The 21,828-nt window shown below is 57.8% G+C and carries 24 protein-coding genes and 1 pseudogene; 14 read left to right on the forward strand and 11 right to left on the reverse strand.

Annotation, left to right across the window (positions count from 1 at the left end; all coding sequences use genetic code 11):
* Positions 1-50: 50 nt before the first annotated feature.
* Complete coding sequence (locus QRN36_RS11755) at positions 51-593, reverse strand: alcohol dehydrogenase catalytic domain-containing protein (protein WP_285424231.1); 543 nt, start codon at positions 591-593, stop codon at positions 51-53.
* Positions 594-764: 171 nt separating this feature from the next.
* Positions 765-1,619 carry an alpha/beta fold hydrolase gene (locus QRN36_RS11760; RefSeq protein ID WP_285424232.1) on the reverse strand — a complete coding sequence of 285 codons (855 nt, stop codon included), beginning with the start codon at positions 1,617-1,619 and terminating at the stop codon, positions 765-767.
* 417 nt (positions 1,620-2,036) lie between these two features.
* On the opposite strand from QRN36_RS11760, the gene QRN36_RS11765 reads away from it, so the two are divergent.
* From QRN36_RS11765 to QRN36_RS11795, 9 genes are all read left to right on the forward strand, one after another.
* A complete protein-coding gene (locus tag QRN36_RS11765) occupies positions 2,037-2,993 on the forward strand; it encodes a GlxA family transcriptional regulator (protein ID WP_285424233.1) in 957 nt (318 codons plus the stop codon).
* A gap of 377 nt (positions 2,994-3,370) precedes the next feature.
* Complete coding sequence (locus QRN36_RS27440; RefSeq protein WP_306470346.1) at positions 3,371-3,583, forward strand: hypothetical protein; 213 nt, start codon at positions 3,371-3,373, stop codon at positions 3,581-3,583.
* Between the two features lie 45 nt (positions 3,584-3,628).
* Positions 3,629-3,865: a response regulator transcription factor gene (locus QRN36_RS27445; protein ID WP_306470347.1), complete on the forward strand. Its 237-nt coding sequence runs from the start codon at positions 3,629-3,631 to the stop codon at positions 3,863-3,865.
* Entirely contained in the window at positions 3,823-4,011 is a 189-nt protein-coding gene (locus QRN36_RS27450) for a LuxR C-terminal-related transcriptional regulator (RefSeq protein WP_306470348.1), read from the forward strand. The genes QRN36_RS27445 and QRN36_RS27450 overlap by 43 nt, the downstream gene beginning before the upstream one ends.
* Before the next feature lie 132 nt (positions 4,012-4,143).
* Positions 4,144-4,665 carry an AraC family transcriptional regulator gene (locus QRN36_RS11775; RefSeq protein WP_285424234.1) on the forward strand — a complete coding sequence of 174 codons (522 nt, stop codon included), beginning with the start codon at positions 4,144-4,146 and terminating at the stop codon, positions 4,663-4,665.
* 81 nt (positions 4,666-4,746) lie between these two features.
* A complete protein-coding gene (locus QRN36_RS11780) occupies positions 4,747-5,118 on the forward strand; it encodes a response regulator (RefSeq protein ID WP_285424235.1) in 372 nt (123 codons plus the stop codon).
* Between the two features lie 281 nt (positions 5,119-5,399).
* On the forward strand, positions 5,400-6,011 hold the full coding sequence (gene rclC / locus QRN36_RS11785) for a reactive chlorine resistance membrane protein RclC (protein WP_285424236.1): 612 nt from the start codon (positions 5,400-5,402) through the stop codon (positions 6,009-6,011).
* 147 nt (positions 6,012-6,158) lie between these two features.
* Positions 6,159-6,695 carry a carboxymuconolactone decarboxylase family protein gene (locus tag QRN36_RS11790; RefSeq protein WP_285424237.1) on the forward strand — a complete coding sequence of 179 codons (537 nt, stop codon included), beginning with the start codon at positions 6,159-6,161 and terminating at the stop codon, positions 6,693-6,695.
* A gap of 40 nt (positions 6,696-6,735) precedes the next feature.
* Positions 6,736-7,557 carry an alpha/beta fold hydrolase gene (locus QRN36_RS11795; protein ID WP_285424238.1) on the forward strand — a complete coding sequence of 274 codons (822 nt, stop codon included), beginning with the start codon at positions 6,736-6,738 and terminating at the stop codon, positions 7,555-7,557.
* A 337-nt stretch (positions 7,558-7,894) separates the two neighbouring features.
* Here the strand turns inward: QRN36_RS11795 and QRN36_RS11800 are convergent, their stop codons facing one another.
* From QRN36_RS11800 to argE, 5 genes and pseudogenes are all read right to left on the reverse strand, one after another.
* Positions 7,895-8,200: a hypothetical protein gene (locus QRN36_RS11800; RefSeq protein WP_285424239.1), complete on the reverse strand. Its 306-nt coding sequence runs from the start codon at positions 8,198-8,200 to the stop codon at positions 7,895-7,897.
* A gap of 215 nt (positions 8,201-8,415) precedes the next feature.
* Positions 8,416-8,637: pseudogene (locus QRN36_RS11805) on the reverse strand (DEAD/DEAH box helicase); the annotation flags it as partial.
* 43 nt (positions 8,638-8,680) lie between these two features.
* Complete coding sequence (locus tag QRN36_RS11810; RefSeq protein ID WP_285424240.1) at positions 8,681-9,925, reverse strand: MFS transporter; 1,245 nt, start codon at positions 9,923-9,925, stop codon at positions 8,681-8,683.
* A gap of 21 nt (positions 9,926-9,946) precedes the next feature.
* Positions 9,947-11,311, reverse strand: coding sequence for an MmgE/PrpD family protein (locus QRN36_RS11815; protein ID WP_285424241.1), 1,365 nt, complete (start codon positions 11,309-11,311; stop codon positions 9,947-9,949).
* Positions 11,302-12,495, reverse strand: coding sequence for an acetylornithine deacetylase (gene argE / locus QRN36_RS11820; protein WP_285424242.1), 1,194 nt, complete (start codon positions 12,493-12,495; stop codon positions 11,302-11,304). The genes QRN36_RS11815 and argE overlap by 10 nt, the downstream gene beginning before the upstream one ends.
* A gap of 201 nt (positions 12,496-12,696) precedes the next feature.
* On the opposite strand from argE, the gene QRN36_RS11825 reads away from it, so the two are divergent.
* The gene (locus QRN36_RS11825) at positions 12,697-14,094 is read left to right on the forward strand and encodes a PLP-dependent aminotransferase family protein (RefSeq protein WP_285424243.1); all 1,398 of its coding nucleotides are present in this window, start codon (positions 12,697-12,699) and stop codon (positions 14,092-14,094) included.
* A gap of 470 nt (positions 14,095-14,564) precedes the next feature.
* On the opposite strand, the gene QRN36_RS11830 is transcribed toward QRN36_RS11825, so the two are convergent.
* The 3 genes from QRN36_RS11830 to QRN36_RS11840 all read right to left on the reverse strand — a co-directional run bounded on the left by QRN36_RS11830 (position 14,565) and on the right by QRN36_RS11840 (position 17,012).
* Positions 14,565-15,023 carry a YkgB family protein gene (locus QRN36_RS11830; RefSeq protein ID WP_285424244.1) on the reverse strand — a complete coding sequence of 153 codons (459 nt, stop codon included), beginning with the start codon at positions 15,021-15,023 and terminating at the stop codon, positions 14,565-14,567.
* A gap of 333 nt (positions 15,024-15,356) precedes the next feature.
* Complete coding sequence (locus QRN36_RS11835) at positions 15,357-16,232, reverse strand: alpha/beta fold hydrolase (RefSeq protein WP_285424245.1); 876 nt, start codon at positions 16,230-16,232, stop codon at positions 15,357-15,359.
* A gap of 150 nt (positions 16,233-16,382) precedes the next feature.
* Positions 16,383-17,012: an ABATE domain-containing protein gene (locus QRN36_RS11840; RefSeq protein ID WP_285424246.1), complete on the reverse strand. Its 630-nt coding sequence runs from the start codon at positions 17,010-17,012 to the stop codon at positions 16,383-16,385.
* Positions 17,013-17,219: 207 nt separating this feature from the next.
* On the opposite strand from QRN36_RS11840, the gene QRN36_RS11845 reads away from it, so the two are divergent.
* Together QRN36_RS11845 and QRN36_RS11850 are read left to right on the forward strand one after the other, a co-directional pair.
* Entirely contained in the window at positions 17,220-18,194 is a 975-nt protein-coding gene (locus QRN36_RS11845) for a zinc-binding alcohol dehydrogenase family protein (RefSeq protein ID WP_285424247.1), read from the forward strand.
* 36 nt (positions 18,195-18,230) lie between these two features.
* Positions 18,231-19,001 (forward strand): SDR family oxidoreductase, encoded by a 771-nt coding sequence (locus QRN36_RS11850; protein ID WP_285424248.1) that lies wholly within the window; start codon positions 18,231-18,233, stop codon positions 18,999-19,001.
* Positions 19,002-19,079: 78 nt separating this feature from the next.
* Here QRN36_RS11850 and QRN36_RS11855 read toward each other — a convergent pair whose 3' ends face one another.
* A complete protein-coding gene (locus tag QRN36_RS11855) occupies positions 19,080-20,042 on the reverse strand; it encodes an AraC family transcriptional regulator (protein WP_285424249.1) in 963 nt (320 codons plus the stop codon).
* A 114-nt stretch (positions 20,043-20,156) separates the two neighbouring features.
* Here QRN36_RS11855 and QRN36_RS11860 point away from each other — a divergent pair, with 114 nt between their 5' ends.
* Complete coding sequence (locus QRN36_RS11860) at positions 20,157-20,696, forward strand: carboxymuconolactone decarboxylase family protein (RefSeq protein WP_285424250.1); 540 nt, start codon at positions 20,157-20,159, stop codon at positions 20,694-20,696.
* A gap of 424 nt (positions 20,697-21,120) precedes the next feature.
* Entirely contained in the window at positions 21,121-21,729 is a 609-nt protein-coding gene (locus tag QRN36_RS11865) for a LysE family translocator (protein ID WP_285424356.1), read from the forward strand.
* The last annotated feature ends 99 nt before the right edge of the window (positions 21,730-21,828 follow it).

The raw sequence follows: 21,828 nt of genomic DNA on the forward strand, positions 1-21,828 counted from the left end.
GGCCGTCCTCACTGCGTATTCAGTCAGGCTTGGGGAAGTTGACGAGGATGTCATGGGTGCGCTTGGTCTGGTCCGCCGCTGGAATGATGCTGCGCTCCCATGACCAGAACAGCACGCAATCGAACGTCCGCCCGCATCATCCGGTCGTAGGCCTCGCTCGCCTGTTCGAGGGGAAACGTCTCTACCAGCGGATGGATACCCTGAAGGTTGGCGAAAGCCAGGGTCTGCTCGTTGTCAATCACCGTGCCGGTGAGGGTGCCGCTGACCGAGCGCGCGCCGAAGATCAGGTCGGTTGCGTTCACCGAAAGGGGTTCGTTGGGAACGGCGACCACGCCCACTCGCTGGCCCAGGCTCCAGCCCTGAACACCGGCACCGATGGCTTCAATGCGTCCAACGACTTCATGCCCCGGCACGCGAGGGAACGGGACGCCTGCGAAGCCATCCACGGTGGCGCTGTCAGAGTGGCAAACGCCGCAGGCTTCCACTTGGATTCGCACCTGGTCGTGGCCGGGCTCCGTGATCGGGCGCTCCACCAGTTCGAGTTTGCCGGGGGCGGTCGCCACGACGGCGCGATACGTTGCAGGCTTTGTCATAAATCACCTTGGTCGTGAAAAATGTTGAACAGGCACACGGCCGCCGTCCCGCTCGCTCTGAGCACGACGTTTAGGGCGCGGCTCTGGCGAAGAAGAGCAGTCCGTTGCTATCGATCAATCTGGGTGGGCCAGCGTTACAGCGAATCGAACGCAGGCCCGGTCGATCGGATGTCAGTCGTGGTCAGCCTCGACGAACGCTGCGATGTGCTTGGCGGCTGTGCGGGGATACTGCAACTGCGGGCCGTGGCCGGAACCTGGGAAGGTGACGATGTGCAGCGTCGGCAGCTGATCGCTAAGGGCGTACCAGTTCTCGACAGGAAAGGCGATGTCGTGATCGGCGCCCAGATGCAGCACGGGCACCTCGGTGTTTTTCAACACGTGCAATACGGCTTCCACCGGGAACACCGGATTCTTGGGGCCTTCGCCCAGTTGTGCACCCGCCCACTCGTAAGGGACTTCCGGGCTCTGGTCCTCTCGCCTGGACGCCAGTCGACGCCATGAGCGCTCAGCGGCGGCGCGGCTAGCGGACGAGGCGGGCTCGAAGAACAGGCTCACAAAGTCTTCAAAGGTGTTGTCGCGCTTGGCCAACTCGTAGAAGAGCTGTTCGCCAGGCTTGGCGAGAAGACCTGGAGGGGTGGTTGCGATCAGCACCAGATGGCTGACCAGTTGGGGTGCCTGGGCGAGGACAATCTGCGCTGCCACTCCGCCGATCGACCAGCCTCCCAGGACCACCTTGCCCAGCTTGAGAGCCGTGATCAGCTCGATGGTGTCCTTGGCCAGCGAGGCAGGGTTATAGGTCCGCTCGCCGGTCGATCGGCCCAGGCCGCTGTAGTCGAAGACTGTGACTTGAAAACCCTGCTGTGCCAGGCCGTCCAGGAACGCCGGATCCCAAGACTCCATCGTTCCACGAAACCGCACGCAGAGTACCAAAGGGGTGCCGTGTCCAAAAGTGCGATAGGCCAGAGTTCTACCGCCCACGTCGAGGTAGTGGGTCGATGCATGAAAACTTACGGAGTGCTCAGTCATTGCGGTGTGCTCGTTGTGATGGAACGTTAAACGACCGATGTGATCAACGCTTCAAGAAACTAACTATGGGTGTGATCAATGGATTGCCATTACAGCGATCACCGGCGCAGGATGAATAGGACTCTCGTGCGTTTCACTAAGTGTATGAATAGTGCTGGTAGATGTGTTTATAGTTGGGACACAGGTTGTCGCTACACTGGGATTAACAAGAGTAGGTCGAATAGTTTATGCAGGCTGGCCTGTTCGCTTAGTTACGCGTAGGATGCAACAACAATCATCCCCCGATGACCTGTTTAATCCTCTTTTCGTGTCACCTGTGTCCGTTTTTATGTCGTTGGCTCATCGTGCATCGCGTTGACGGGAATTGAAACGACATTTACGGTCATGTTTTCGGACATGACGCCGGACGGAGTGAAAATGCACAGAATCGGTTACTTCCTCACCGAAGGGTTCCAGGTCATGGCGCTGGGGACCCAGTCAGTGTTCGAATTTGCCAACGTGGTGGCCAAGGAGCAGGTCTATCAGGTCACCAATTATTCGTTGACCGGCGGGGTGATCACCTCCTCTATCGGGGCCTCGGTGAACACGCTCAAAGCGACTTCCGAAGCCCAGGCCGACACCTGGATGGTCTCTGGGATAGTCGATCCGCTGGCCCGGGACAGCACCGCCGAAGAACTGAATTTCGTCAAGACTGCAGCTGGCCGCGCTCAGCGCGTGGGCGGAATGTGTACGGGCGCTTTCGTGCTGGCCGAGGCGGGGTTGCTCGAAGGCAAGCGCGTCACCACCCATTGGGCGTATGCCGGCGTGCTGAAGCAGCGCTTTCCGAACACCCTTGTGGAGCCAGACAGCATCTTCATCAATGACGGCTCCATCTGGACCTCGGCGGGCCTTTCGGCGGCCATGGATCTGGTTCTGGGCATGGTCGAAAAGGACCTGGGGCACGAGATTGCCAACCGCGTCGCACGGGTTCTGGTCATGTATCACCGCCGCTCAGGCGGCCAGTCCCAGCATTCGGAAATGCTCAACATTGCGCCTAAGTCGGATCGCGTTCAGGCCGCCCTTGAGCATGCCCGAGCCAATCTTTCAGGCGATCTGAGCGCTGATGCCCTGGCGAAGATCGTGCACCTCAGCGAGCGACAGTTCAGACGCGTCTTTCTCTCCGAAACAGGCCTGTCTCCGGCCAAAGCGGTGGAACAGCTGCGCCTTGAAACCGCGCGCAACATGATTCAGCGCGGTCACCATTCGCTGGAGATCATCGCCAGAGAGACGGGCTTTCGTGACCGCCGCCACCTGCGCGAGGTGTTTATCCGCAAGCTGGGAGTATCCCCACAATCGCTCAGGCGCGACGCCAGAGAAGCACCGACAGGTGAGTAATTCCGGTCAACTGCGGGCGTTTCACCGATGCACTGACCCCCATGCAGGTTGAAACATCCACGTTAGTGTGCTTTGTATTGCCCTGCACCGACCGGTGCTGCTGCGTCGACAATGTTCACTACCTAACCTTAAGTATGAATTGACCCGTTGGCTGCGCAGGTACAAAGTTCATTCCGGCGCGTCAGCAATTCGTTTAAAAAAGATGATGTGTTTCCATCGTGTTTACGCCTCGATTGTCTCCGCGGTCGCGGGGTAGTCTTCAATTGTATGTGAAGTGTGCTGTCCGTTGAGGCAGCTTTGGCGAACCCGAATTGCAATGACTGATGTCGGTAAACAAAGCGTCCGGTCAAATAAAACCATGTTCAAAGGGAGGCTGTATGTATCATTCAACCTCATCCAGAACTGCGCAGACGAATGCACCCATTGTCTTTATTGTCGACGACGATTTGGTATTGAGCGGCTCGGTCGCCAGTTTGTTGAGCTCGGTCGGTTACAGCACCAAAGCGTTTTCCGGCCCAGAGGACATGCTTGCGCATCCACTGGCGCACAAGCCGGGTTGCCTCATTCTGGATGTCAGGCTGCAAGGTTAGAGCGGATTCGATCTGCAACAGCGATTGGCGGAGGCGGATAACCGTATGCCGATCATTTTCATGACTGGGCATGGTGATATTCCGATGTCTGTGCGCGCCATGAAGGCCGGTGCCGCCGACTTTCTCACCAAGCCATTTCGCTCTCAGGATCTGATCGATGCCGTAGCCGTTGCGGTGGCAAGACACTGCGAATTCCTCGAGGCACAACGTGAGATCGACTCCTTACGCAAGCGCTTCGGATGCCTGACTCCCCGGGAAAAACAGGTCATGGGGGCGTGGTGAAGGGATTTCTCAACAAGCAGATCGCTGGCCATCTGGAGGTAAGCGAGATCACGGTAAAACTGCACCGAGCCAACATGATGCGCAAACTACACGCCCGCAGTATCGCTGACGTGGTCCGGGCTGGTCATCAGCTCGAACTGACGTAGGCCCCGTTAACGAACGGATTTCGCTGCGTCAGGCGTACTTCATGCGCCCCCGTGAGGAGCGCTCCTTTGCCTTTCCGACGGCCGTTTCGGCAAGTCTCAGGGCGCAGTATTGTGTATTTATCAGGTGACTTCATGGCCCAGGAGCAACGCTTGTCAACGATTGATCGGGTTCCGGTTGTCGGGTCTGCTGCAAGTCTGATGTCGGCCAACGTGTCTTTTTGCGGTTACCGGGACGCGGTCTCGTCGGCGCAAGCGTTCGGACACAGTGGCGCGAAACGCAACCTTGAAAATCTTGCTCCCTGGCGTCTCAAGAAGGCCAAGGAATTGATGATCAGCCTCATGGCGCATGGGTGCTCAATAGAGCAAGTGGCCAATGCCTGTGCAATCTCACGCAGCCATTTCTCCCGCGCATTCAAGAACGCAACGGGGCTCGCGCCCCACGACTGGTTTCGACGTGAGCAGTTCCGCAAGGCGCAATCGTTACTGCGCGCGCGAGAGCTCTCGATCTGTTGCATCGCGCAGGAGTGTGGATTCTCGGATCAGTCTTACTTCATCCGGGTGTTCAGACAGTTCAGCGGAACCAGCCCCAGGCGCTGGCAGCTGCAGCATTGTGCGCCGGTTTCCGGCGTTCTTAGTGATGCATCCAACGAGTGAGCGTCCACCTTCCAGTGGAGATCTACACAAGGGCGTACGTGGCATCTGAATGCTCGTGTTCGTGGGCCCAGGACAATAAAAGTGAATAAAGTCACCCGCATTTCGATCGTCGATGATGACAGGTCATGCCGCATGGCGCTGAGTAGCCTGGTGCGATCCCTGGGTTATGAACCTTGCCTGTTTTCATGCGCCGAAGCGTTTCTCGCCTCAACCGATCTCGACAGCACCGATTGCCTGATATCCGATGTACACATGCCAGGAATCGACGGTCTGGAACTGCAGCGCATCTTGGTCAGCAGTGGCCGATCCATCCCGGTCATCTTCATCACCGCCTACCCCAAAGAGTCGGTGCGCAAGCGGGCGATGGCAGAAGGTGCGGTGTGCTTTCTGGGTAAACCTTATAACGCCCAGACTCTCATTGATTGTATTCAGAGCATCGTGCCGACCGACTGACTCTTGTAATTGCCCGAGTGTGTGTTGGCAAATGAATAACCATACGATGGTTTAGGGTTTCTGTTACTTGGGATAGTTGTTAAGGAATGTCGGGCGCGGCTAGGCTATCAATCAGTCATTCATCCACTCGATCAGTTGTTTATGTGGAGGGCGTTCAGCCGCAGCTGGGACAGTTCGAGGAGACTTGAGCGCATTGGACAAAAATCTGAGCCGATCAGATACAACGAACCTTTTTATCCGTTTTACTCTTTAACGTATTCAATCAGCGGATGCAGAAAATTATGAAACACTCATCATCAGTTGCGCATGGATTACTGGTACGTGCCAGTCGCCTAGACAACATTGGCATACATTTGATTCGCATCGGAGTTGCCATCATATTTCTATGGATTGGTGCACTGAAGTTTGTGCCGTATGAGGCTGACAGCATCACCCCGTTCGTGGCGAACAATCCGGTGATGTCCCTGTTCTATGCGCACCCGGACCAGTACAAGGAACACCTCACCCACGAAGGTCAGCTAGATCCGGCCAAGCGTGAATGGCAGGCCGCCAATCACACCTATGCGTTTTCCAACGGTTTGGGGACGGTTGAAATCCTCATTGGTCTGCTGGTGCTGTCCTACCTCTTTTCTCGCAGGCTTGGCATGGTCGGGTCGGTACTGGCATTTCTGACCCCGTTGGTCACGTTATCTTTTCTCATAACGACGCCTGAAGCGTGGGTGCAAAGCATGGGGGATGCCGAGTTCGGGTTTCCTTATTTGTCGGGCGGCGGAAGATTGGTACTAAAAGATGTTCTGATGCTCGCTGGGGCAGTGGTAATGATTGCCGACTCTGCACGCCAGTTACTTGAGCTAAAAGCGACACCTGCTCTGATAGCTACGCAAGAAATCTGACAGTTACACCATCTGTAGAGCGGGCTGCGATACATGTGAACTGCAGGTGTGCACAACTCAAACCGAGGCGGCCTTGAGTCGATGTGCCCATCTGCGACTTCAAAACAAGTTTATGGGTATCAACTTTCATACCGAGGAGATCCAACCATGGCACGTTTTACTGCAATTGCGACCGATCAGGCCAGCGGCGCTACCGCTCAAGTGTACGCCGGTATCAAACAGGCTCTAGGGAAAGTTCCCAATGCTTACGCTGCTTTGGGAACGTTAGCCCCACAAGCGCTGACGGCGATGCTTTCGGCAGACAAGGTTCTGTCAAGTGGTCCGCTGAGCAAAGCGGATCAGGAAACCGTGAAACTGGTCATCAGCGAGTTGGCAGGTTGCGATTACTGCGTCGCCGCCCACAGCATGGTCGGCAAGATGGCAGGCCTGAGCCCGGAGACCCTGCGTCAGATTCGCCAGGGCAACTCCACCGGCGATGCCAAGCGTGATGTTCTGGTCAGCTTCGTACGCAGCCTCGCGCTCAAGCCCGGCACGTTGCCGGAAGAGGAAGTCCAGGCACTGCAGGCCGCAGGCTACAGCGGCGAAGAAATCGTTCACATCGGGTTGGCGATCTCGGTGATTACCTTCACCAACGTGTTCAACCGCATCAACGACACGGTGGTCGATTTCCCCGTGCCTCAGTGACCTGTGACCCGGTGCTGTCATCGTCCAAAGGAGCTGCATCGTGAACATTCTTGCTGAATTGAACGTCGCCGACCCCGATCTTGAAGCGGCGTGCCGAGCGTTTGCCGTACCCGAGAGGGTTTCTGCCTCGTGGAGTGAAGTGAGCTTTCTGGGTAAGGGATGGCAGGCGTCGCTGGACGTCGACGCGGAGCGCCTGGCTTTCTGGATGTATGGCAGCGGGCCGCTCATCTTGCTGATGCACGGTTGGTCCAGCCGGGGCTCTCACCTGATGGGGTTTGTAAAACCACTGGTTGCTGCAGGGTTCTCCGTTGCCATGTTCGATGCGCCGGGCCACGGCCACTCTGGTGCAGAGGTGTCGAGCGTGATTCACGCGGGCAAGGCAGCACTGAAACTGGCGAAGCATTTGGGCGATATTCATGGGGTTATCGGCCATTCCGCAGGCTCCACTGCTGCGCTATGGGCCTTGAACAACGGGTTGTCGGCCCGGCGAAGCGTTCACGTTTGCGGGCCCAGTTCGATGACTTCTGTCGTGCTGGGGATTGCACGTGCCCACTGTTTGGACGATCGGCAAACAGCCGCTTTCCACCGCTGGGTGGAGGCGTTCATGGGAGCTACGCTGGCGTCTGTCGATCTTCCCGCGCTAGCGATGGGGCTCGGACATTCAGGCTTGATCATCCATGATCGCGATGACCGGGTCGTGTCGGTCGCGCAATCGCGAGCGCTGCAGAAGGCGTGGGTGCATTCGACTCTGGTTGAAACCCACGGGCTTGGCCATCGACGCATCCTTGCCGACACTGACGTCATCGGGCGTGCAGTCGAATTCATGAACCTGACCGATCATGTGCTCGAAATGCAGGGTTGAGCCTGTGCCAGAACCTCTGCCTTGGGATCGGTTCCCAAGCGCGCAGTAATCGTTCGCTCTTTTCCAGCTCCCGTGACTGTTGATCACCTCCGTCTACTTGGACGGATTCGCGGGAGCTGTTTTTTTCCGGCATATCATCACGCGAATCGAAAGCTTTAGATCCCCTGCGACGTGAGTAGTCACTAGGGTGTGCTTCTGCATGCACAGAGGTCAATGCGCTCAATCATCGAAAAACATGCGAGCGTGCTGAACCCTCGCCTTCTCAATGTCTGCTTCTGGCCGATAGCCGTCTTCCGCTGCGCCAATGGCGTGTCCTGTTCTACTCTCCGATCAGACCTCATGCCCTCCAGGTCAAGGGCATTTCGAACACTTTGGCAAGCCGAGCTAGCTTCTCGGCAGACTTGGCAGAGATAGCGAGAGGAGGCTCAGTGATCATGTAGAACAGATGATCGAGTGCGACACCCGCTTCGCCGTGTGCGATGTAGTCCAGAACGATCTCTGCCCCATTCTCAAGACCTGACTGTGCCAGTGGATGATCATCAGGCAAGGGGCCAAGCTGCACATATTCAGCGGACATCAGTATAGAGACCTCATCCAGCACTTCGAGGAGGTCTTCACGCAGATCGGGACTCAGCAGATTCATTTCGCCTCTATTCATGTCGTCATATGCTCAGTTTATAGCACCATTTGCCGAAGAGTCGCAGCGCTGACTCCAGAGTCGATGGCTGCCCTTGGCGAGAGACTGCTCCTGGCCGTTAGCTGACGCTCGCGATCCGCATCCATCCGCTACGCGTCACGTTGGATTGGCTATCCAAAAAGCCACCTGAACTTGGCACAAACCCATGCAGCAGTAAGCCCAAAAACGGTGAAGGGCAGTACGAAGCGGTGAATGCGTTTGGGGTTGAAGCCAGGGGCTTTCACTGTGCGGATTGAAAGTATTTTGCTTCGGCCCTTTAGCGTTATTCTCCACCGCGATGGGTGTGAATGTCTTTCGATAGGCTGTGATACCGCAGGAATTACATTACCGGCGCCATGCACCTCCGTGAGTAATGGATAGCCATTCTCGATCATGCGTTGGGTGCGGCATGGAACAGAATCATTCATCTATCGGGCTGCATTCGCATTAACTCTTCAGTGAGGCTGGCTGCACGCGCCACGTGAGCGCTATTGCTAGTGCGCCTAGCCCGGAGGCGATTAGAAAACCGAATGCAAGGCCAAACGTCCCGCCGGACGCGCTGACCAGCCAACCTATCGTGACGGGCCCGATACCTGCGGCAACCTGCCCTCCGAAATTAATAATCCCAGAGGCAGTGCCCACGGAATTGTCGGGCAGGTGTTTGAGAGGAATGCTGAACACCGTGCCATATATAGCCGTGTAGCCCACCAGGCTAAGGGTCCAGCACGTCAGTAGTGCGGGCAGCGAGTCCACGAACATCATTAGGCCCAGGAACAGAATGACGGTCACTGCGCCTAGGCTCATGAACACCCGATCACGCCCTTCGCCCACTTTATCCAGCAACCAACCGACGCAGTTGAGCGCTGCGAAGGCGACCAGGTACGGGATCACCGATGCAATCCCGACATGCAGAATGTCGATGTTGCGAGTCTTGATCAGAAACGTCGGCATCCATGAAATCAGGCCTATGTAGACGATATTGCTAAAGAAGAAAATAAGCATCGTCTTGCGCATCACCGGGTCGCGCAACAAGTCGCCAAACAGCCGTTCAGGCCGCGCCGCGGATTGGCGCTGAGTCGAGGGTTTGACGGCAAAACACAATACTGCTGCGACCACCACGCCAATGGCCCCGAATACGTGGTACGCAAAGCGCCAACCGTTGGCGTGCATCAACGCTGCAATCGCACCGGTACCGACCGCGCTGCCAATGAACGAGGCGCCGATGATCAGCGATTTGGCACGTGCACGTTGGGATCGTGGAAAAGCCTCGGCGATGGTGACGGTGCTCGCAGGCGCGAAGCCCCCTTCGCCCAAACCAAACAGCAGGCGAATGAGTATCAGTGCGGCGAATGACCCCGCCATGCCGGTGAGGCTGGTGAAGACTGACCAGCAGCCAACGCAAAACACGAGTACCGCGCGGGAGCCGAAGCGATCGGCTAGCCAGCCTGCGACCAGTTGCATGGCGGCATAGCTGATGTAAAACGACCCTAGCAGCAGTCCGGCCGCCTTGGCGTCCAGAGAGAACTCCTGAGTGATAGGGATGATGGCGACACTCATCGCCATACGATCCGCATTGGCCAGTATCCAGGAGATCAAAAGCGTGATCAGCACGAACACTTTCTGTCGGCGGCCGTAGGCTGAGGCGATGTTGGCGATGGATGACGTTTTCTTGTTTTCGAGGGGCTTGGTCATATCGATATCCGCAGAATAGGCTCAGGACTGCAGTCGCAAACTGGCGGCGATGGCGCCGATGCTCGACTGATGAGAAAAGTTGCTCAGCGCATCGAATAGCGGGCGTACCGGCTGGCCGCTGCTATTGCCGTCTGCACAGGTACTGAACTTGTGCCACTGCTCTTCGATCGTGAGGGGGTTGTCAGGGCAACCTTTCGGATACGTCCACTGGGTTTGAAGGACCCGCCCGTCATCAAGCGTAACGCTGGCAACGCAGTCTCCCCCCCAAGGCAGTCCTGCGGCTTCCGGACTCTGCGGGCGCACATGGCGAAACACACGTGGCATCAGGCGCTGAAAGTCCTCTCGCACCAGCGCCGCTTCGGTGAAATGCGCCGGCTTCGGAGGGCCATCGAGCAAGGTGACGGCGGCACAGTAATTCATGCTGAAGCGTGCTTCGGTCGGTGTGAGCGGCTGCGTATAGCGCAGATTGGCCACCATGAACGAAGGGAGGTGGACGTCGACCCTCTCCAGCCGCGTTGCATCGAATCCGTCGTGGTCACGCAGGGCGAGTAGCGCATCGATACCGAGGTGGCTGGACATGCACGACGGATACAGCTTCGCGACTAGGCCGTAGGTCTCTATGGCCAGCGGTGCGTGGGGAAACAGGGCCACAGGCGGATGCGCCGTTTGGCCATTGCCGGCGTACAGATCAGAGAACGACCAGGCGCCCTGAAGTGTATCTTCGGTGCCCGTGATTCCAGCGGCGGCGAGCCGTGCGGCCATGATGCCGTGCAGGGCCGCGAAGCCTGCATGCAAGGGTTTGACCATCGAACCGAATTGCAGCTTGCTACCACCGGCCAGACTGGTGGCCACACTCAACGTGTGCAGCATGCCCTGTTCATTCAGCTCTAGGAGTCTGGCACTGGCTGCCGCAACGCCCAATGTGCCGATGGTCGACGTCGCGTGCCACCCCGTCGCGTAGTGCGATGGATTGACCTGTTTGCCGATCTGCGCCTGCACTTCAAGTCCGACGATATAGGCTTGGACGATGGCGGCGGGGGTAGCGTCTATCTCTTCTCCCAAGGCCATCAGCGCGGGTACAAGTGAAGCGCTGGCATGGGTCACTGCAGGAAAGAAATTGTCATCGAAATCAAGTGCATGAGCTGCGCAACCATTGATCATCGCCGCCCACGCAGCAGCAATCGGCTCGCGGTGAGTTACGGCGCTGGCGCCCCCGGCCTCGGTGGGTAATGCGCGTCCAGCATTGATGACCGCAGCTTCTCGTCTCCCGCCCAGCAGGCAACCCATGACATCGGTGATAGCCACATGCGCAGCGTGGACGGCGGATTCGGAAAAAAGAAGCGACCTGTCGGCGCACCAGGCGGCCAGTTGTCTGTTCAATGACATGGTTCTTCCTCCAAGGTCGTTGCGGCAACGTAGCGATCGAAGAATTGTTCGCAGCGACCGAGTTGGTCGAGGGTCACGAACTCGTCGGGCTTATGTGCCTGGGCGATATCACCCGGACCACACACAACGGCGGGTATGCCTGCGGCCGCGAACAAGCCCGCTTCCGTGCCGAAACCCACCTTGCGCGCGCCTTCAGCCCCAAGAATCCGTATCGCCATCGCAACTGGCTCGTCTTGCTCGGTACCCGCTAGGCCCGGGTACGAGGCCAGGGTTTCAAAACGCACATGGCCGCGCGCATTGCCAGCCTGCATCTGCGGCGCCAGTACATGCGCTACATAGGTGTTGAGTTCATCAATGACAGACTGCGGTTGATCGCCTGGCAGGAATCGGTGCTCGAAAACGAACTCGCAATGTTCCGGCACTGTATTGACCGCATTTCCACCTTTGATAAGGGTCGTCGCGAGCGTGGAGTAGGGGACATCGAATGCAGTGTCCCATGTGCTGGAGGCGCGCATTCGTGTTGCCATTTCCCGCAACTTGGCGATCAACTCGGCAGCGAAATCCACAGCGTTGATGCCCTGCAACGGTGATGAAGAATGGGCCGAGGCACCTTGTACGCAGCAGCGGTAGGCGCGCTTACCTTTGTGAGCCATGACAGGCTGCATCGACGTCGGCTCACCGACGATGCATGCAGTAGGTGCAATGCCATGGGCCTTGAGGTCGTCCAGTAGTCCTCCTACACCTAGACAGCCGAGTTCTTCGTCGTAGGACAGCGCGACATGAATAGGGCGTTGGAGATTTGCATTGGATAACCGGGCCAGTCTTGAAAGACAAACCGCGATAAATCCCTTCATGTCGCAGGTACCGCGCCCGTAAATTCGATCACCTTGCAAGGTCGCAGCAAACGGATCCGTTGACCACGTCTGACCGTCTACCGGAACCACGTCTGTGTGACCGGAGAACACGGTTCCAAAGCCGGGCGCATCGCCATAGGTGGCGAACAGGTTGGCTTTTTTGCCAGAGGGATCGTAGGTGAGCCGCACCTTACATCCGAGGCGCTGCAGGTAATCACGGGCCCATTCGATGAGTCCTAAATTTGAGTCCCGACTTACCGTGTTGAAGGCGATCAATTGCTTGAGAAGCGCAAGCGTGTGTTCGGTGGGGTGTTGTTGTGTAGGTGCCATGGGTCATTCCGCTGATGGCCAGGGTCAAACTACCCGCAGCGCTGTCATGGTCGCAAGACAGACCGACGACGTGATGCATGAAGGGCAGCGATGATTTGCAAGCCCATGCTAGGCTCGACTCCACGGTCGTCGCGAGGTACAGACCCTCAGATATTTGCTGCCGCTGTATTGGCGCAGCACCAGTACAGAACAGGAATGGTGATGGCGTTAATCCGGTTATCAGGTGAGCTGAAAATGACGCTCGTCGAGCAGATCGTCGAAGGGCTAGGACGCCTGATCGACCAAGGTGTACTGCGTCCGGGCGTGCGTATGACGTCTATCCGCGTCTTCGCTCAACAACATAAGGTCAGCGCCCACACCGTGACCGAAGCTTATGAGCGACTCGTGGCGCTGGGGCATCTCGAATCGCGACCGCGCAGTGGCTTCTTCGTGAAACGCCCCCGGCGCAGTTCGTCTCGGGTGCCCATGCAACCGTCGTTTGCCAAGGCGTTTGATCATCTATGGCAATTACGTGCGCATCTGGCCAGCGACAACGGTCTGCTCAATGTCAGCTCAGGACGTTTGCCCAGTGCTTGGCTGGACAGCGAGATTCTCAGGGTCAGCCTGAAATCGGCGGCAACGCGCCTCGACACAGACCTCATGCAATACGGCGACCCCTACGGCTATGTGCCTCTGCGTGACCTGCTGCAATCGCGGTTAGGCGATATGGGCATCCATACGCCCGCGTCCCAATTGCTACTGACCGACGGTGCGACTCAAGCGGTCGATTTGATATTGCGTTATGTAGCGCGACCAGGTGACGCGGTCATGGTGGACGACCCGGGCTATTTCAATCTCTTCAGCAACCTGCAACTGCAGGGCATTGATGCGCTACCTGTAACGCGTACCGCGGAGGGGCCCGATCTTGAACAGCTCGAAGCGTTGGCTCACGAGTATCGACCCAAAGTCATGTTCACCCAGTCGGTGCTGCATACGCCGACGGGCTCGACGTTGGCGCCTGGACACGCATATCGATTACTGCGCCTGGCCGAACAGTACGATTTTCTGATCGTGGAAAATGATGCGTACGCCGACTTCCTCAATGTGCCGACAACCCGTATTGCTGCGCTGGATCAGTTGCAGCGAGTGATCTACGTCGGCAGTTTTTCGAAAACGCTGTCGGCGGCTGCGCGTGTAGGCTTCATTGCCGCTTCCGAAAAAGTGATACACGACCTGTGTAGCCTGAAAATGATCACTGGAATCACCAGCAGTCAGCTCAATGAACGCTTGGTATTCCATGCCCTGACGGAGGGCCATTATCGCCGCGCGATCGAGAGGCTGCGCAGCCGTTTGGAAGAGCACAGGGCCGCCAGCGAATCGCAATTGGAAAGCTTGGGCTTTGAGCTGTTCTGCAGGCCGCTGGGGGGTAAGTTCGTCTGGGCACGGCACGCGGCGTTCCCTAGTTCTGATGAACTGTGGAGACGAGCCGCGGCATCGGGCATCGTCCTTGCGCCCGGTAAGGTGTTTCGTAGCGGCATGCCTGAAACACCGTGGTTTCGCTTGAATGTTTGTTATACCCAAGAACCCGGATGGGTCAACTTCCTTCACTCGCTCGGTTGATAGCTCGTATTTTTGAGATGACGATAGGTGAATACAGCAGGGGCTCATTGCCCTTGTCTGACAATGGTTAAGATCGATATTAATCGAGCCCGATGTTCATAGACACATGATGCACGCCTGCGTAGCGCGTACATTGAGTTGGGACCCTAACGGTCTGTCGCCAGAGGCAGCTTCCCGACCCAAAGCGGACCATCAAAAGCCAACCTCAAGAGCTGCCACTCTACTTACATCGCCAGCTCGCCCTTGGCCTCGACAACGCGTCCTAGAACCCAGGCATCCAGCCCTGCAAGAACAGTGTCCGCTGCAAGGCACTGCGGGGAGTCAGGGGTGACCACCGCTTGTGCCCTCGGTCGTCACCCTGTCCAGCGCTATATGCCCGCCGGGTTCAAAGATTTCTTGCAGATGCTCGAAGCCTTAGTGACCGCGCGGCTTCAGAGCGCTGCTTGAAATCCTGGATATCTGCGGGTGGCTCAGACTGTGTGCTCAGCCACCTTCAGCTGCCGAGCGACATCCTGCCTGAGCAGATAGACCGAGACGGTGAGCAATACCAGATCCTTCAGTAGAAAGGCCGAAACGATCGTCATTGCAGGAAAACCGCCGGCGCCTTCATGCCAGGCTCCGGGTGCGAACGGCATGATAGTGACGGTTCCGATGAAGGTGGCGCAGGAGCCGAGGGCGCCCAGTATGCCAAGCTTCCTGTTCCAGAAGCCCAGGAAGATCAGCAGGCCAAATGTCCATTCGGCAGTGCCCAAGAAGACACTGGTGCCTTTGACGCCCAGCACCGGAATGGTCCATGAAATCAGCGGACCGTTGGTGATCAGCGGCAGCAGGTCGGTGATCTCGGCAACGAACCATTTGTCATAGCCAAACCAGACGAAGATGACCACCATCGCGGCGCGCAGCAGGTGGTAGTCCAGATCGCGTTTCATGAGGCTCGAGCGCCCGATGACGCTGACAAGATAATTCATGCTTGAGTCCTCCCTAAGGCAGCGTGGGCCGCAGCCTGAGTGGCAGGCGCCAGGAACGGGGTGTAGGTACGTGACATCGGAAACTCCATCGAGTGTTAAGTATTCGTCAACAACGCTATGGTAGGTCGTCGCGGCAACACCCCTAAGCCCTTTATATACCTAAAAGATGCTCAAAAGTATCAAAACATCAGAAAGTAGCGCTAGGACTCCACCTGACGGAAACGGGCTCGGGATGTTGAAGGGGGCGAGTGGGCTGTCCATGGCAGCGACTCATGAACGGCGGCTTTACAGCAGTCAGCGGATCACTTCGATAATGCGCGCGGCGATGTGCGCGGCATGGGTTTCGAGTGCGAAGTGGCCGGTGTCCAGAAGCTCGACCACGGCCTGCGGGTTATCCCGTTTGAAGGCCTCGGCGCCCGGGGGAATGAAGAACGGGTCGTGCTTGCCCCAAATGGCCAGGGTCGGGATCTTGTGCGCACGAAAGAATGCCTGAAACGCCGGGTACAACTTCAGGTTGTTGGCGTAATCCAGAAACAGGTCCAGCTGTATGTCCTTGTTCCCGGGGCGTTCCATCAAAAGCGCATCCAGTGTGTAGCCTTCCGGCGCGATGAGTTCGGGCTGGCTGACCCCATGCACGTACTGCCAGCGCGTGCCTTCCAGATTCAGCACTGCATCGGCGATTACCTGCCGATTGGCCGCGGTGGGTTCAGTCCAGTAGGCCCGGATCGGCGCCCAGGCATCACCCAGCCCCTCCAGATACGCATTGCCGTTCTGGCTGACCAGCCCGGTGACACGCTCCGGATGCTTGAGCGCGAGCCTCAGCCCGGTCGGTGCTCCGTAGTCGAAGACATACATTGCGTAACTCTTGAGTCCCAGGGCATCGACGAAGTCAGCCAGGGTCCTGGCCAGCCCGTCGAAGCTGTAGACGTAGTTTCTGGCCTCTGGCACTTCAGTGAAGCCGAAGCCAGGAAAGTCAGGAGCGATCACATGGAAGTGCGGGGCGAGCAGGGGGATCAACTGGCGGAACTGATGGGACGAGCTTGGAAAACCGTGAAGCATGAGCAGGGTGGGCAGGGTGCGGTCGCCGGCTTCTCGATAGAACACCTTGACGCCGTCAGCGTCTGCGAAGGCGTGGTTGATCACCGGCGTTGAAGCATTTGCAGTATTCATGACGTGATCCTCTTGGCGTGTGCGGGGATAGGCAGATACAGCTGCGTATCGGAAATTCGCATAGCTTGAGTAACCTGTCAAATGTATTCTAATTGGTTATTTCTTCTCTTCTGTTTTCACCGCTCGGGATCTGCGCCTGATGACTGCCCATCACACCGCGTCGGACTTCTTGCGCTCGCGGTGCGCCGCCGCCTTGGCGCGGTTGCCGCACACGGCCATGCTGCACCACCGACGTTTCTTGCCGCGGGTGTGGTCGACGAACATCAGGGTACAACTGGCACCCTCACAGCTTTTGACCTCGGAAAAGTCCTCGTCGCAGATGAATGTCGCCAATTGCTCAGCGATAGGCAGCAGCAATGAATCCGGGGTTTTCCAGCGTCTGCGCGGCGCAAGGGTCAGCTTCGAGGCGTCCGTATCGGTGACGGTTATCTGGGCAAAGCCTTCGTCCCTGGCCAGTAGGCGGTTGAGCGCAGCGAGTTCCTCCAGGACCTGGGGCGACAGTGGCTGACCCCGGTGCGTCAAAACGAAATCCCTGAACCAGTCGCGCAACGCCCTGGTTTGGCCGGCGACCATCTCCAGCTCACCGGGCATGGCCTCCTGGGCTATCCGCTGCAGGGTGTGCTCGCTGACCCAGCCTGCCTGGCGCAGCCAGTCGAGCAGTCCCTGCCCATCGGCAATCCAGTCAACGACCTCGTCCACCGGGGTAGCAATGGAATTGAGGAAATCCAGCGCCGGGGCGTCCGCGATGAACATCGCCGGACCGTGCAAATGGGTGCTCATCGAATGCTCGCGATCTCTCGAAATGTTGAAAAAGAGTAACCATTCAAAATGTGTTTGACAAGTTACTAGGTCGTTACTAACCTCCAAGCAGGCGGTAGAGAGGTTACTAGGCGGGCGCGCGTTCCGACCCCAGTCGGCCTCCCTCTCACGCGACGTCTACCTAGCCAATCGGATCAGGTGCCTAAACGGCCTCTACAGGAGAATCTTATGAAAGCGATCGTTCTAGAGAAATTCGGCGGTCTGGACAGCCTGGTTTATCAAGACATCCCGGAGCCCACCGCCAAGGAAGGACACGTCGTCATTCAGATCAAGGCATTCGGCATCAATCACGCCGAGATGCACATGCGCCGGGGTGAATGGGCGGAAGCGGCACCGGTCAGCGGCATCGAGTGCGTGGGAATTGTGAAGTCATGTCCCGGTGGCGAATTCCCGGTCGGGGCGAAGGTGGCCGCCTTGATGGGAGGGCTGGGCCGCACCATTAACGGCAGCTATGCGCAATACACCCGTGCACCGGTTTCCAACGTGGCCTTGATCGACGCCGATCTGCCGTGGACCGAACTGGCGGCGATCCCGGAAACCTACGCCACGGCGTGGACATGTCTTTTCCGCAATCTGGAGATCGAGAAGGGTCAGACCGTCCTCATTCGAGGTGCGACCTCATCATTCGGCCAGGCCGCAGTGAAACTGGCGGTGAACGCAGGGGCGCGCGTGGTTGCCACGACTCGCAGCGAGAAACGCACGCAGATGCTCAAGGACCTCGGCGCCGTGGCAGTGGAACTGGAAGGGCCGCAGCTGTCCGCCCGGATCAAGGGCGCGAAAACCTTCGATGCAGTACTCGATCTGGTGGGCAACAGCACGGTGATCGATTCGCTGGCGATCGTTCGCCGGGGCGGGCGCGTGTGCCTGGCAGGCTGGTTGGGCGGGCTTGAGCCCATCGCCGATTTCAATCCGCTGTTGCAGATGTCCAGTGGCGTCTATCTGACCTTCTTTGGAAGCTTCGTATTCGGCACCGAGGGCTTCCCGCTGGCCGATGTGCCGCTGCAGGCCATTGCCCAGGAAGCAGCCGCCGGCAGGCTCGACGTCAAACCGACGCGAGTCTTCAAATTCGAGGAAATCCATGAGGCTCACCGCGTCATGGAGGCCAACGAAGCGGCCGGCAAAATGGTCGTGGTTGTCGATTGATCTCCCAACCCACATGCGTTGAATGAGGAAATTGCGATGGTGAAGTCTGTAGCTATTATCACGGGTGCAAGTCAGGGGATCGGTCGCGCCACAGCCCTACGCCTGGCCAAGGATTTTGAGGCACTGGTTCTGGTGGCGAGAAACCGCGAGAACCTGCAGGACACGGCCCGGCAGGTCGAGGCGATCGGCGCGCAAGCGCTGGTGCTGGACGCCGATATTTCCGCACCGGGTGTGCCCTCGGAAGTGGTTGAGCAGACGCTGGCCCGGTTTGGCAGGATTGACGCCCTGTTGAACATCGCCGGGGCTGTGCCTCAGATCGATCTGTTCGAGATGACCGACGAGCAGTGGCACGACGGTGCCGAGCTCAAGTTGCACGGCGCACGGCGGATGACGCTGGCGGCGTGGCCTGCGCTCAAGGCATCAGGAGGTTCGGTGGTACTGATGTCCGGCAACTCGGCGGATACGCCAAAAGCCGGCTATGCAGCGGTCGCGACCATCAACGCTGCCATTGTGGCGCTGGCCAAGGCGTTCGCTGATCGCGGCATTCAGGAGGGCGTCCAGGTCAACAGTGTGTTACCGGGGCCGGTGATGACGGGGCGCCGCCGTTCCTTTCTGGAGAAATGGGCACCTGCCAATGGCATGAGTGTTGACGAAGCGACGATCAGGTTTCCGCAGAATGCCGGGATTTCAAGATTTGGCGAGCCTGAAGAGATTGCCGACCTGCTGGCGTTTCTGGTGTCGCTGCCTGCGAAGTGGATGACCGGATCGGCGTTGCGAATCGACGGCGGAGAGGCGAAATCCGTCTGAGGTTGAGTGCACATCCTGCCTGACAAGCCAGGTGCCACCGAAGCGGTGTGGCACCTGGCTTTTGCGTTCATGGTCCTTTCATGGAGTCGCGCCCAGGTGTCTGGACCTGCGAATGTCGCCCGGGGTCATGCCCATGCGTTGGGTGAACGCACGCCGAAACGCGGCGACGGATTGATAGCCGACGGTTTCGGCAATTGCCTCGGTAGGTAGCGTAGTTGAGGTGAGTTCATTGGCCGCCATGGTCATGCGCACGTCGGTGAGGATGGCGTTCGCAGACTTGCCCACCTTGTCCTGGAAATGGCGAATCAGGGTCGCCCGGGACATGTTGCACAGATCCGCCAGCTCCGGCAGCGTCCAGGCCCGGGCCGGGTCATTGAAGATCGCGGTTAGTGCGGGTGCCAGTCTTGGGTGGCCTGCCATCGCCAGCAGACCCTCCGGCGTGTCCGCCGATTCGCTGGCCAGGCGCAGGGTCATGGTGAACAGCGCGGTAGACAAGGCATCCAGCATGGCATTGCCGCCGAGGCTTGCGACCAGCGACTCTTGCCGCATCACGGCCAGCAGATGAGTCAGTTGCGTGTGCGTCTGGGTGTCAGAGGGCTGGCTGGCCGTGCGGACGATCAAGCGGCCCGGCAAATAGTCCCTGATGAAGCGGTCATGGGGCGGCCGGATCACGAAGCGGCCGCAGAGCATCTCCAGGGGCTCACCGCCGCCGGTGTTTTCACTGACCACCAGATTGAGCTCATCACGGTAGCTCGCCTGGGGCGGGCTGATGCCGCTGCCGTCATGCAATAGGTGTTGAGAGCCGTGCAGCATCAGCAGCACGTCACCGGCCTGTAATCGTCGTGGCGCGCCAAGGCCCGGCGTTTCGAGAATGGCCGACCCGCGGATCACCACGTGATAGGGCATCTCTCCCGGTTCCGAGTCTTCATACACGACCTGCCAAGGCGCCCCGTATGCGCACCGCAGTTCCAGGCGTCCTTTGACGGTAATCATCTCCAGCAGTCGGCTGAGCCAGTCCTGCTGGCGAGAAGAAGTGGTCATGGCAATGTCCGTACTTGATACTTATGAGCACTATAGTGAGCAATTTTAGTCTCTACAAGCTCATTGGGGCTGGATAAAGTGGAGCCATCTAACCCACAGAGCAGGAGTTTCACCATGAGCCGCATCGCAATCCCCGCTGTTGCAACTGCCACCGGCGCCACCGCTGACGTCTATGCCGAAGTCCGGAAAATCGCCGGCGGTACCGTGCCGAATCTGTTCGCCGCATTAGGTCATCTGGTGCCGAATACATTGTCGGCTGTGCTCAACGCCGAGGGTGTGCTCGCCAACGGCAGCCTGAGCAAACAGGACCTGGAAACCATCAAGTTGTTGGTCAGCGAGTTGACCGGCTGTGGCTACTGCGTTGCGGCCCATGTCATGCTGGGCAAGATGACCGGCCTGCCATCCCAGGTCCTGACCCAGATCCGCCAAGGCGCCTCAACAGGGGACAGCAAGCGCGATGCCCTGGTCAGCTTCGTACTGAAGTTGCAGAAAACCAGTGGCACCCTGAGCGATGTCGATGTTGCTGCGATCCGCCAGGCGGGTTACAACGATGCGCAACTGGCGGAAATCTCGCTGACGATCGCGCTGACCATCTTTACCAACACGTTTAACCGCATCAATGACACTGAGATTGACATGCCGCCTGTGAAGTGAATTGCGCCGGGATACGGGCGCCACAGTGCACTAAAAAAAAGAGGCCTCCGGGCCTCTTTTGCATTTTCACCCGCTTGGTATTGAAGCCTTTGAGGTCGTCGAGTTTCATGGACACCCTCAAAACCTACAAGGCTCGCGTCTGCTTCTTGCCGATTGCTGCCTGTCGCGAGGGGGCTGCTATGGGTCGAAAGCGGTCATCCACGGCCGGCCGCTATCGACCCAAAGCGGTCAGTCGAAGTGTCTACGGTAAGGGTAGTTCAAATCTCGATATGCGGCCGGAGGCGTAGCTTGCTAGAGGTTTATGAGCTATGAGATCTTAACCGTGCAAGCACCCATCTGGGTGCTGCTAGCAGTTTGGCAGCTTCGCTCATAAAAGGACTGTTCTTTGGCACTGCACCTTTGGATCACTTTCGCCTTAGCATACTTGGCGACTACCCTATCTCCTGGCCCAAACGTACTGTTGGTAGTGCGCAATGCTCTGCGCTATGGCCCTCCAGCCATGGCTGTGACACTCCTCGGCAACCTCATTGCGCAGTTGGTAGTGACCAGCGGCGTGGCTTTAGGGGTAGGTGCCCTTCTCGTTGCTATCCCTACCGCATTTCTGCTTTTAAAGATCGTAGGAGCTGGGTACCTGATGTATCTCGGGTTACGCCAACTATTCACCCGCATACCTGCTATCCAGCCGAAGGGTGAAGTAAAAGTCGACCCATCATCATCGAACTGGAAAATTGGTACAGAAGCTTTTCTGGTATCGGTCAGTAATCCAAAAACGCTGATTTTTCTTTGTGCTTTTTTACCGCAGTTTCTTGATCATGGTCAGCCCATTATTTGGCAGTTCATAATAATGTACTTAACCGTGGCAGCTATTGTCGTTATCGTCCACTCGGTTTACTGCTATACAGCTTACCGATTTAGCAAACGCCTCAGCGCTGCCCGCTGGGTTGTGGCCTTGAAGCGCACTACTGGGGCGATTTTCTTCGGCTTAGGTGTACGCTTGCTTAGCACTAAAGCTTTGGGAGCTAACCCACCATGATGGTTTTTTAAGGCGCTCGGCGATTGATCTGGTTGCATACGCACATTTTCTGGCATTTAACGAACAAGGGGTGTTGCGCAGACGCTTACGATATACCGA

The organism is Pseudomonas sp. efr-133-TYG-103a, assembly GCF_030209235.1.
GTDB lineage: Bacteria > Pseudomonadota > Gammaproteobacteria > Pseudomonadales > Pseudomonadaceae > Aquipseudomonas.

What these genes read in the sequence shown, in the direction of transcription:
- QRN36_RS11755 (WP_285424231.1), bottom strand. Translation starts at nt 593, where the DNA reads ATGACAAAGCCTGCAACGTATCGCGCCGTCGTGGCGACCGCCCCCGGC.
- QRN36_RS11760 (WP_285424232.1), bottom strand. Translation starts at nt 1,619, where the DNA reads ATGACTGAGCACTCCGTAAGTTTTCATGCATCGACCCACTACCTCGAC.
- QRN36_RS11765 (WP_285424233.1), top strand. Translation starts at nt 2,037, where the DNA reads ATGCACAGAATCGGTTACTTCCTCACCGAAGGGTTCCAGGTCATGGCG.
- QRN36_RS27440 (WP_306470346.1), top strand. Translation starts at nt 3,371, where the DNA reads ATGTATCATTCAACCTCATCCAGAACTGCGCAGACGAATGCACCCATT.
- QRN36_RS27445 (WP_306470347.1), top strand. Translation starts at nt 3,629, where the DNA reads ATGCCGATCATTTTCATGACTGGGCATGGTGATATTCCGATGTCTGTG.
- QRN36_RS27450 (WP_306470348.1), top strand. Translation starts at nt 3,823, where the DNA reads ATGCCTGACTCCCCGGGAAAAACAGGTCATGGGGGCGTGGTGAAGGGA.
- QRN36_RS11775 (WP_285424234.1), top strand. Translation starts at nt 4,144, where the DNA reads ATGGCCCAGGAGCAACGCTTGTCAACGATTGATCGGGTTCCGGTTGTC.
- rclC (WP_285424236.1), top strand. Translation starts at nt 5,400, where the DNA reads ATGAAACACTCATCATCAGTTGCGCATGGATTACTGGTACGTGCCAGT.
- QRN36_RS11790 (WP_285424237.1), top strand. Translation starts at nt 6,159, where the DNA reads ATGGCACGTTTTACTGCAATTGCGACCGATCAGGCCAGCGGCGCTACC.
- QRN36_RS11800 (WP_285424239.1), bottom strand. Translation starts at nt 8,200, where the DNA reads ATGAATCTGCTGAGTCCCGATCTGCGTGAAGACCTCCTCGAAGTGCTG.
- QRN36_RS11810 (WP_285424240.1), bottom strand. Translation starts at nt 9,925, where the DNA reads ATGACCAAGCCCCTCGAAAACAAGAAAACGTCATCCATCGCCAACATC.
- QRN36_RS11815 (WP_285424241.1), bottom strand. Translation starts at nt 11,311, where the DNA reads ATGTCATTGAACAGACAACTGGCCGCCTGGTGCGCCGACAGGTCGCTT.
- argE (WP_285424242.1), bottom strand. Translation starts at nt 12,495, where the DNA reads ATGGCACCTACACAACAACACCCCACCGAACACACGCTTGCGCTTCTC.
- QRN36_RS11825 (WP_285424243.1), top strand. Translation starts at nt 12,697, where the DNA reads ATGGCGTTAATCCGGTTATCAGGTGAGCTGAAAATGACGCTCGTCGAG.
- QRN36_RS11830 (WP_285424244.1), bottom strand. Translation starts at nt 15,023, where the DNA reads ATGAAACGCGATCTGGACTACCACCTGCTGCGCGCCGCGATGGTGGTC.
- QRN36_RS11835 (WP_285424245.1), bottom strand. Translation starts at nt 16,232, where the DNA reads ATGAATACTGCAAATGCTTCAACGCCGGTGATCAACCACGCCTTCGCA.
- QRN36_RS11840 (WP_285424246.1), bottom strand. Translation starts at nt 17,012, where the DNA reads ATGAGCACCCATTTGCACGGTCCGGCGATGTTCATCGCGGACGCCCCG.
- QRN36_RS11845 (WP_285424247.1), top strand. Translation starts at nt 17,220, where the DNA reads ATGAAAGCGATCGTTCTAGAGAAATTCGGCGGTCTGGACAGCCTGGTT.
- QRN36_RS11850 (WP_285424248.1), top strand. Translation starts at nt 18,231, where the DNA reads ATGGTGAAGTCTGTAGCTATTATCACGGGTGCAAGTCAGGGGATCGGT.
- QRN36_RS11855 (WP_285424249.1), bottom strand. Translation starts at nt 20,042, where the DNA reads ATGACCACTTCTTCTCGCCAGCAGGACTGGCTCAGCCGACTGCTGGAG.
- QRN36_RS11860 (WP_285424250.1), top strand. Translation starts at nt 20,157, where the DNA reads ATGAGCCGCATCGCAATCCCCGCTGTTGCAACTGCCACCGGCGCCACC.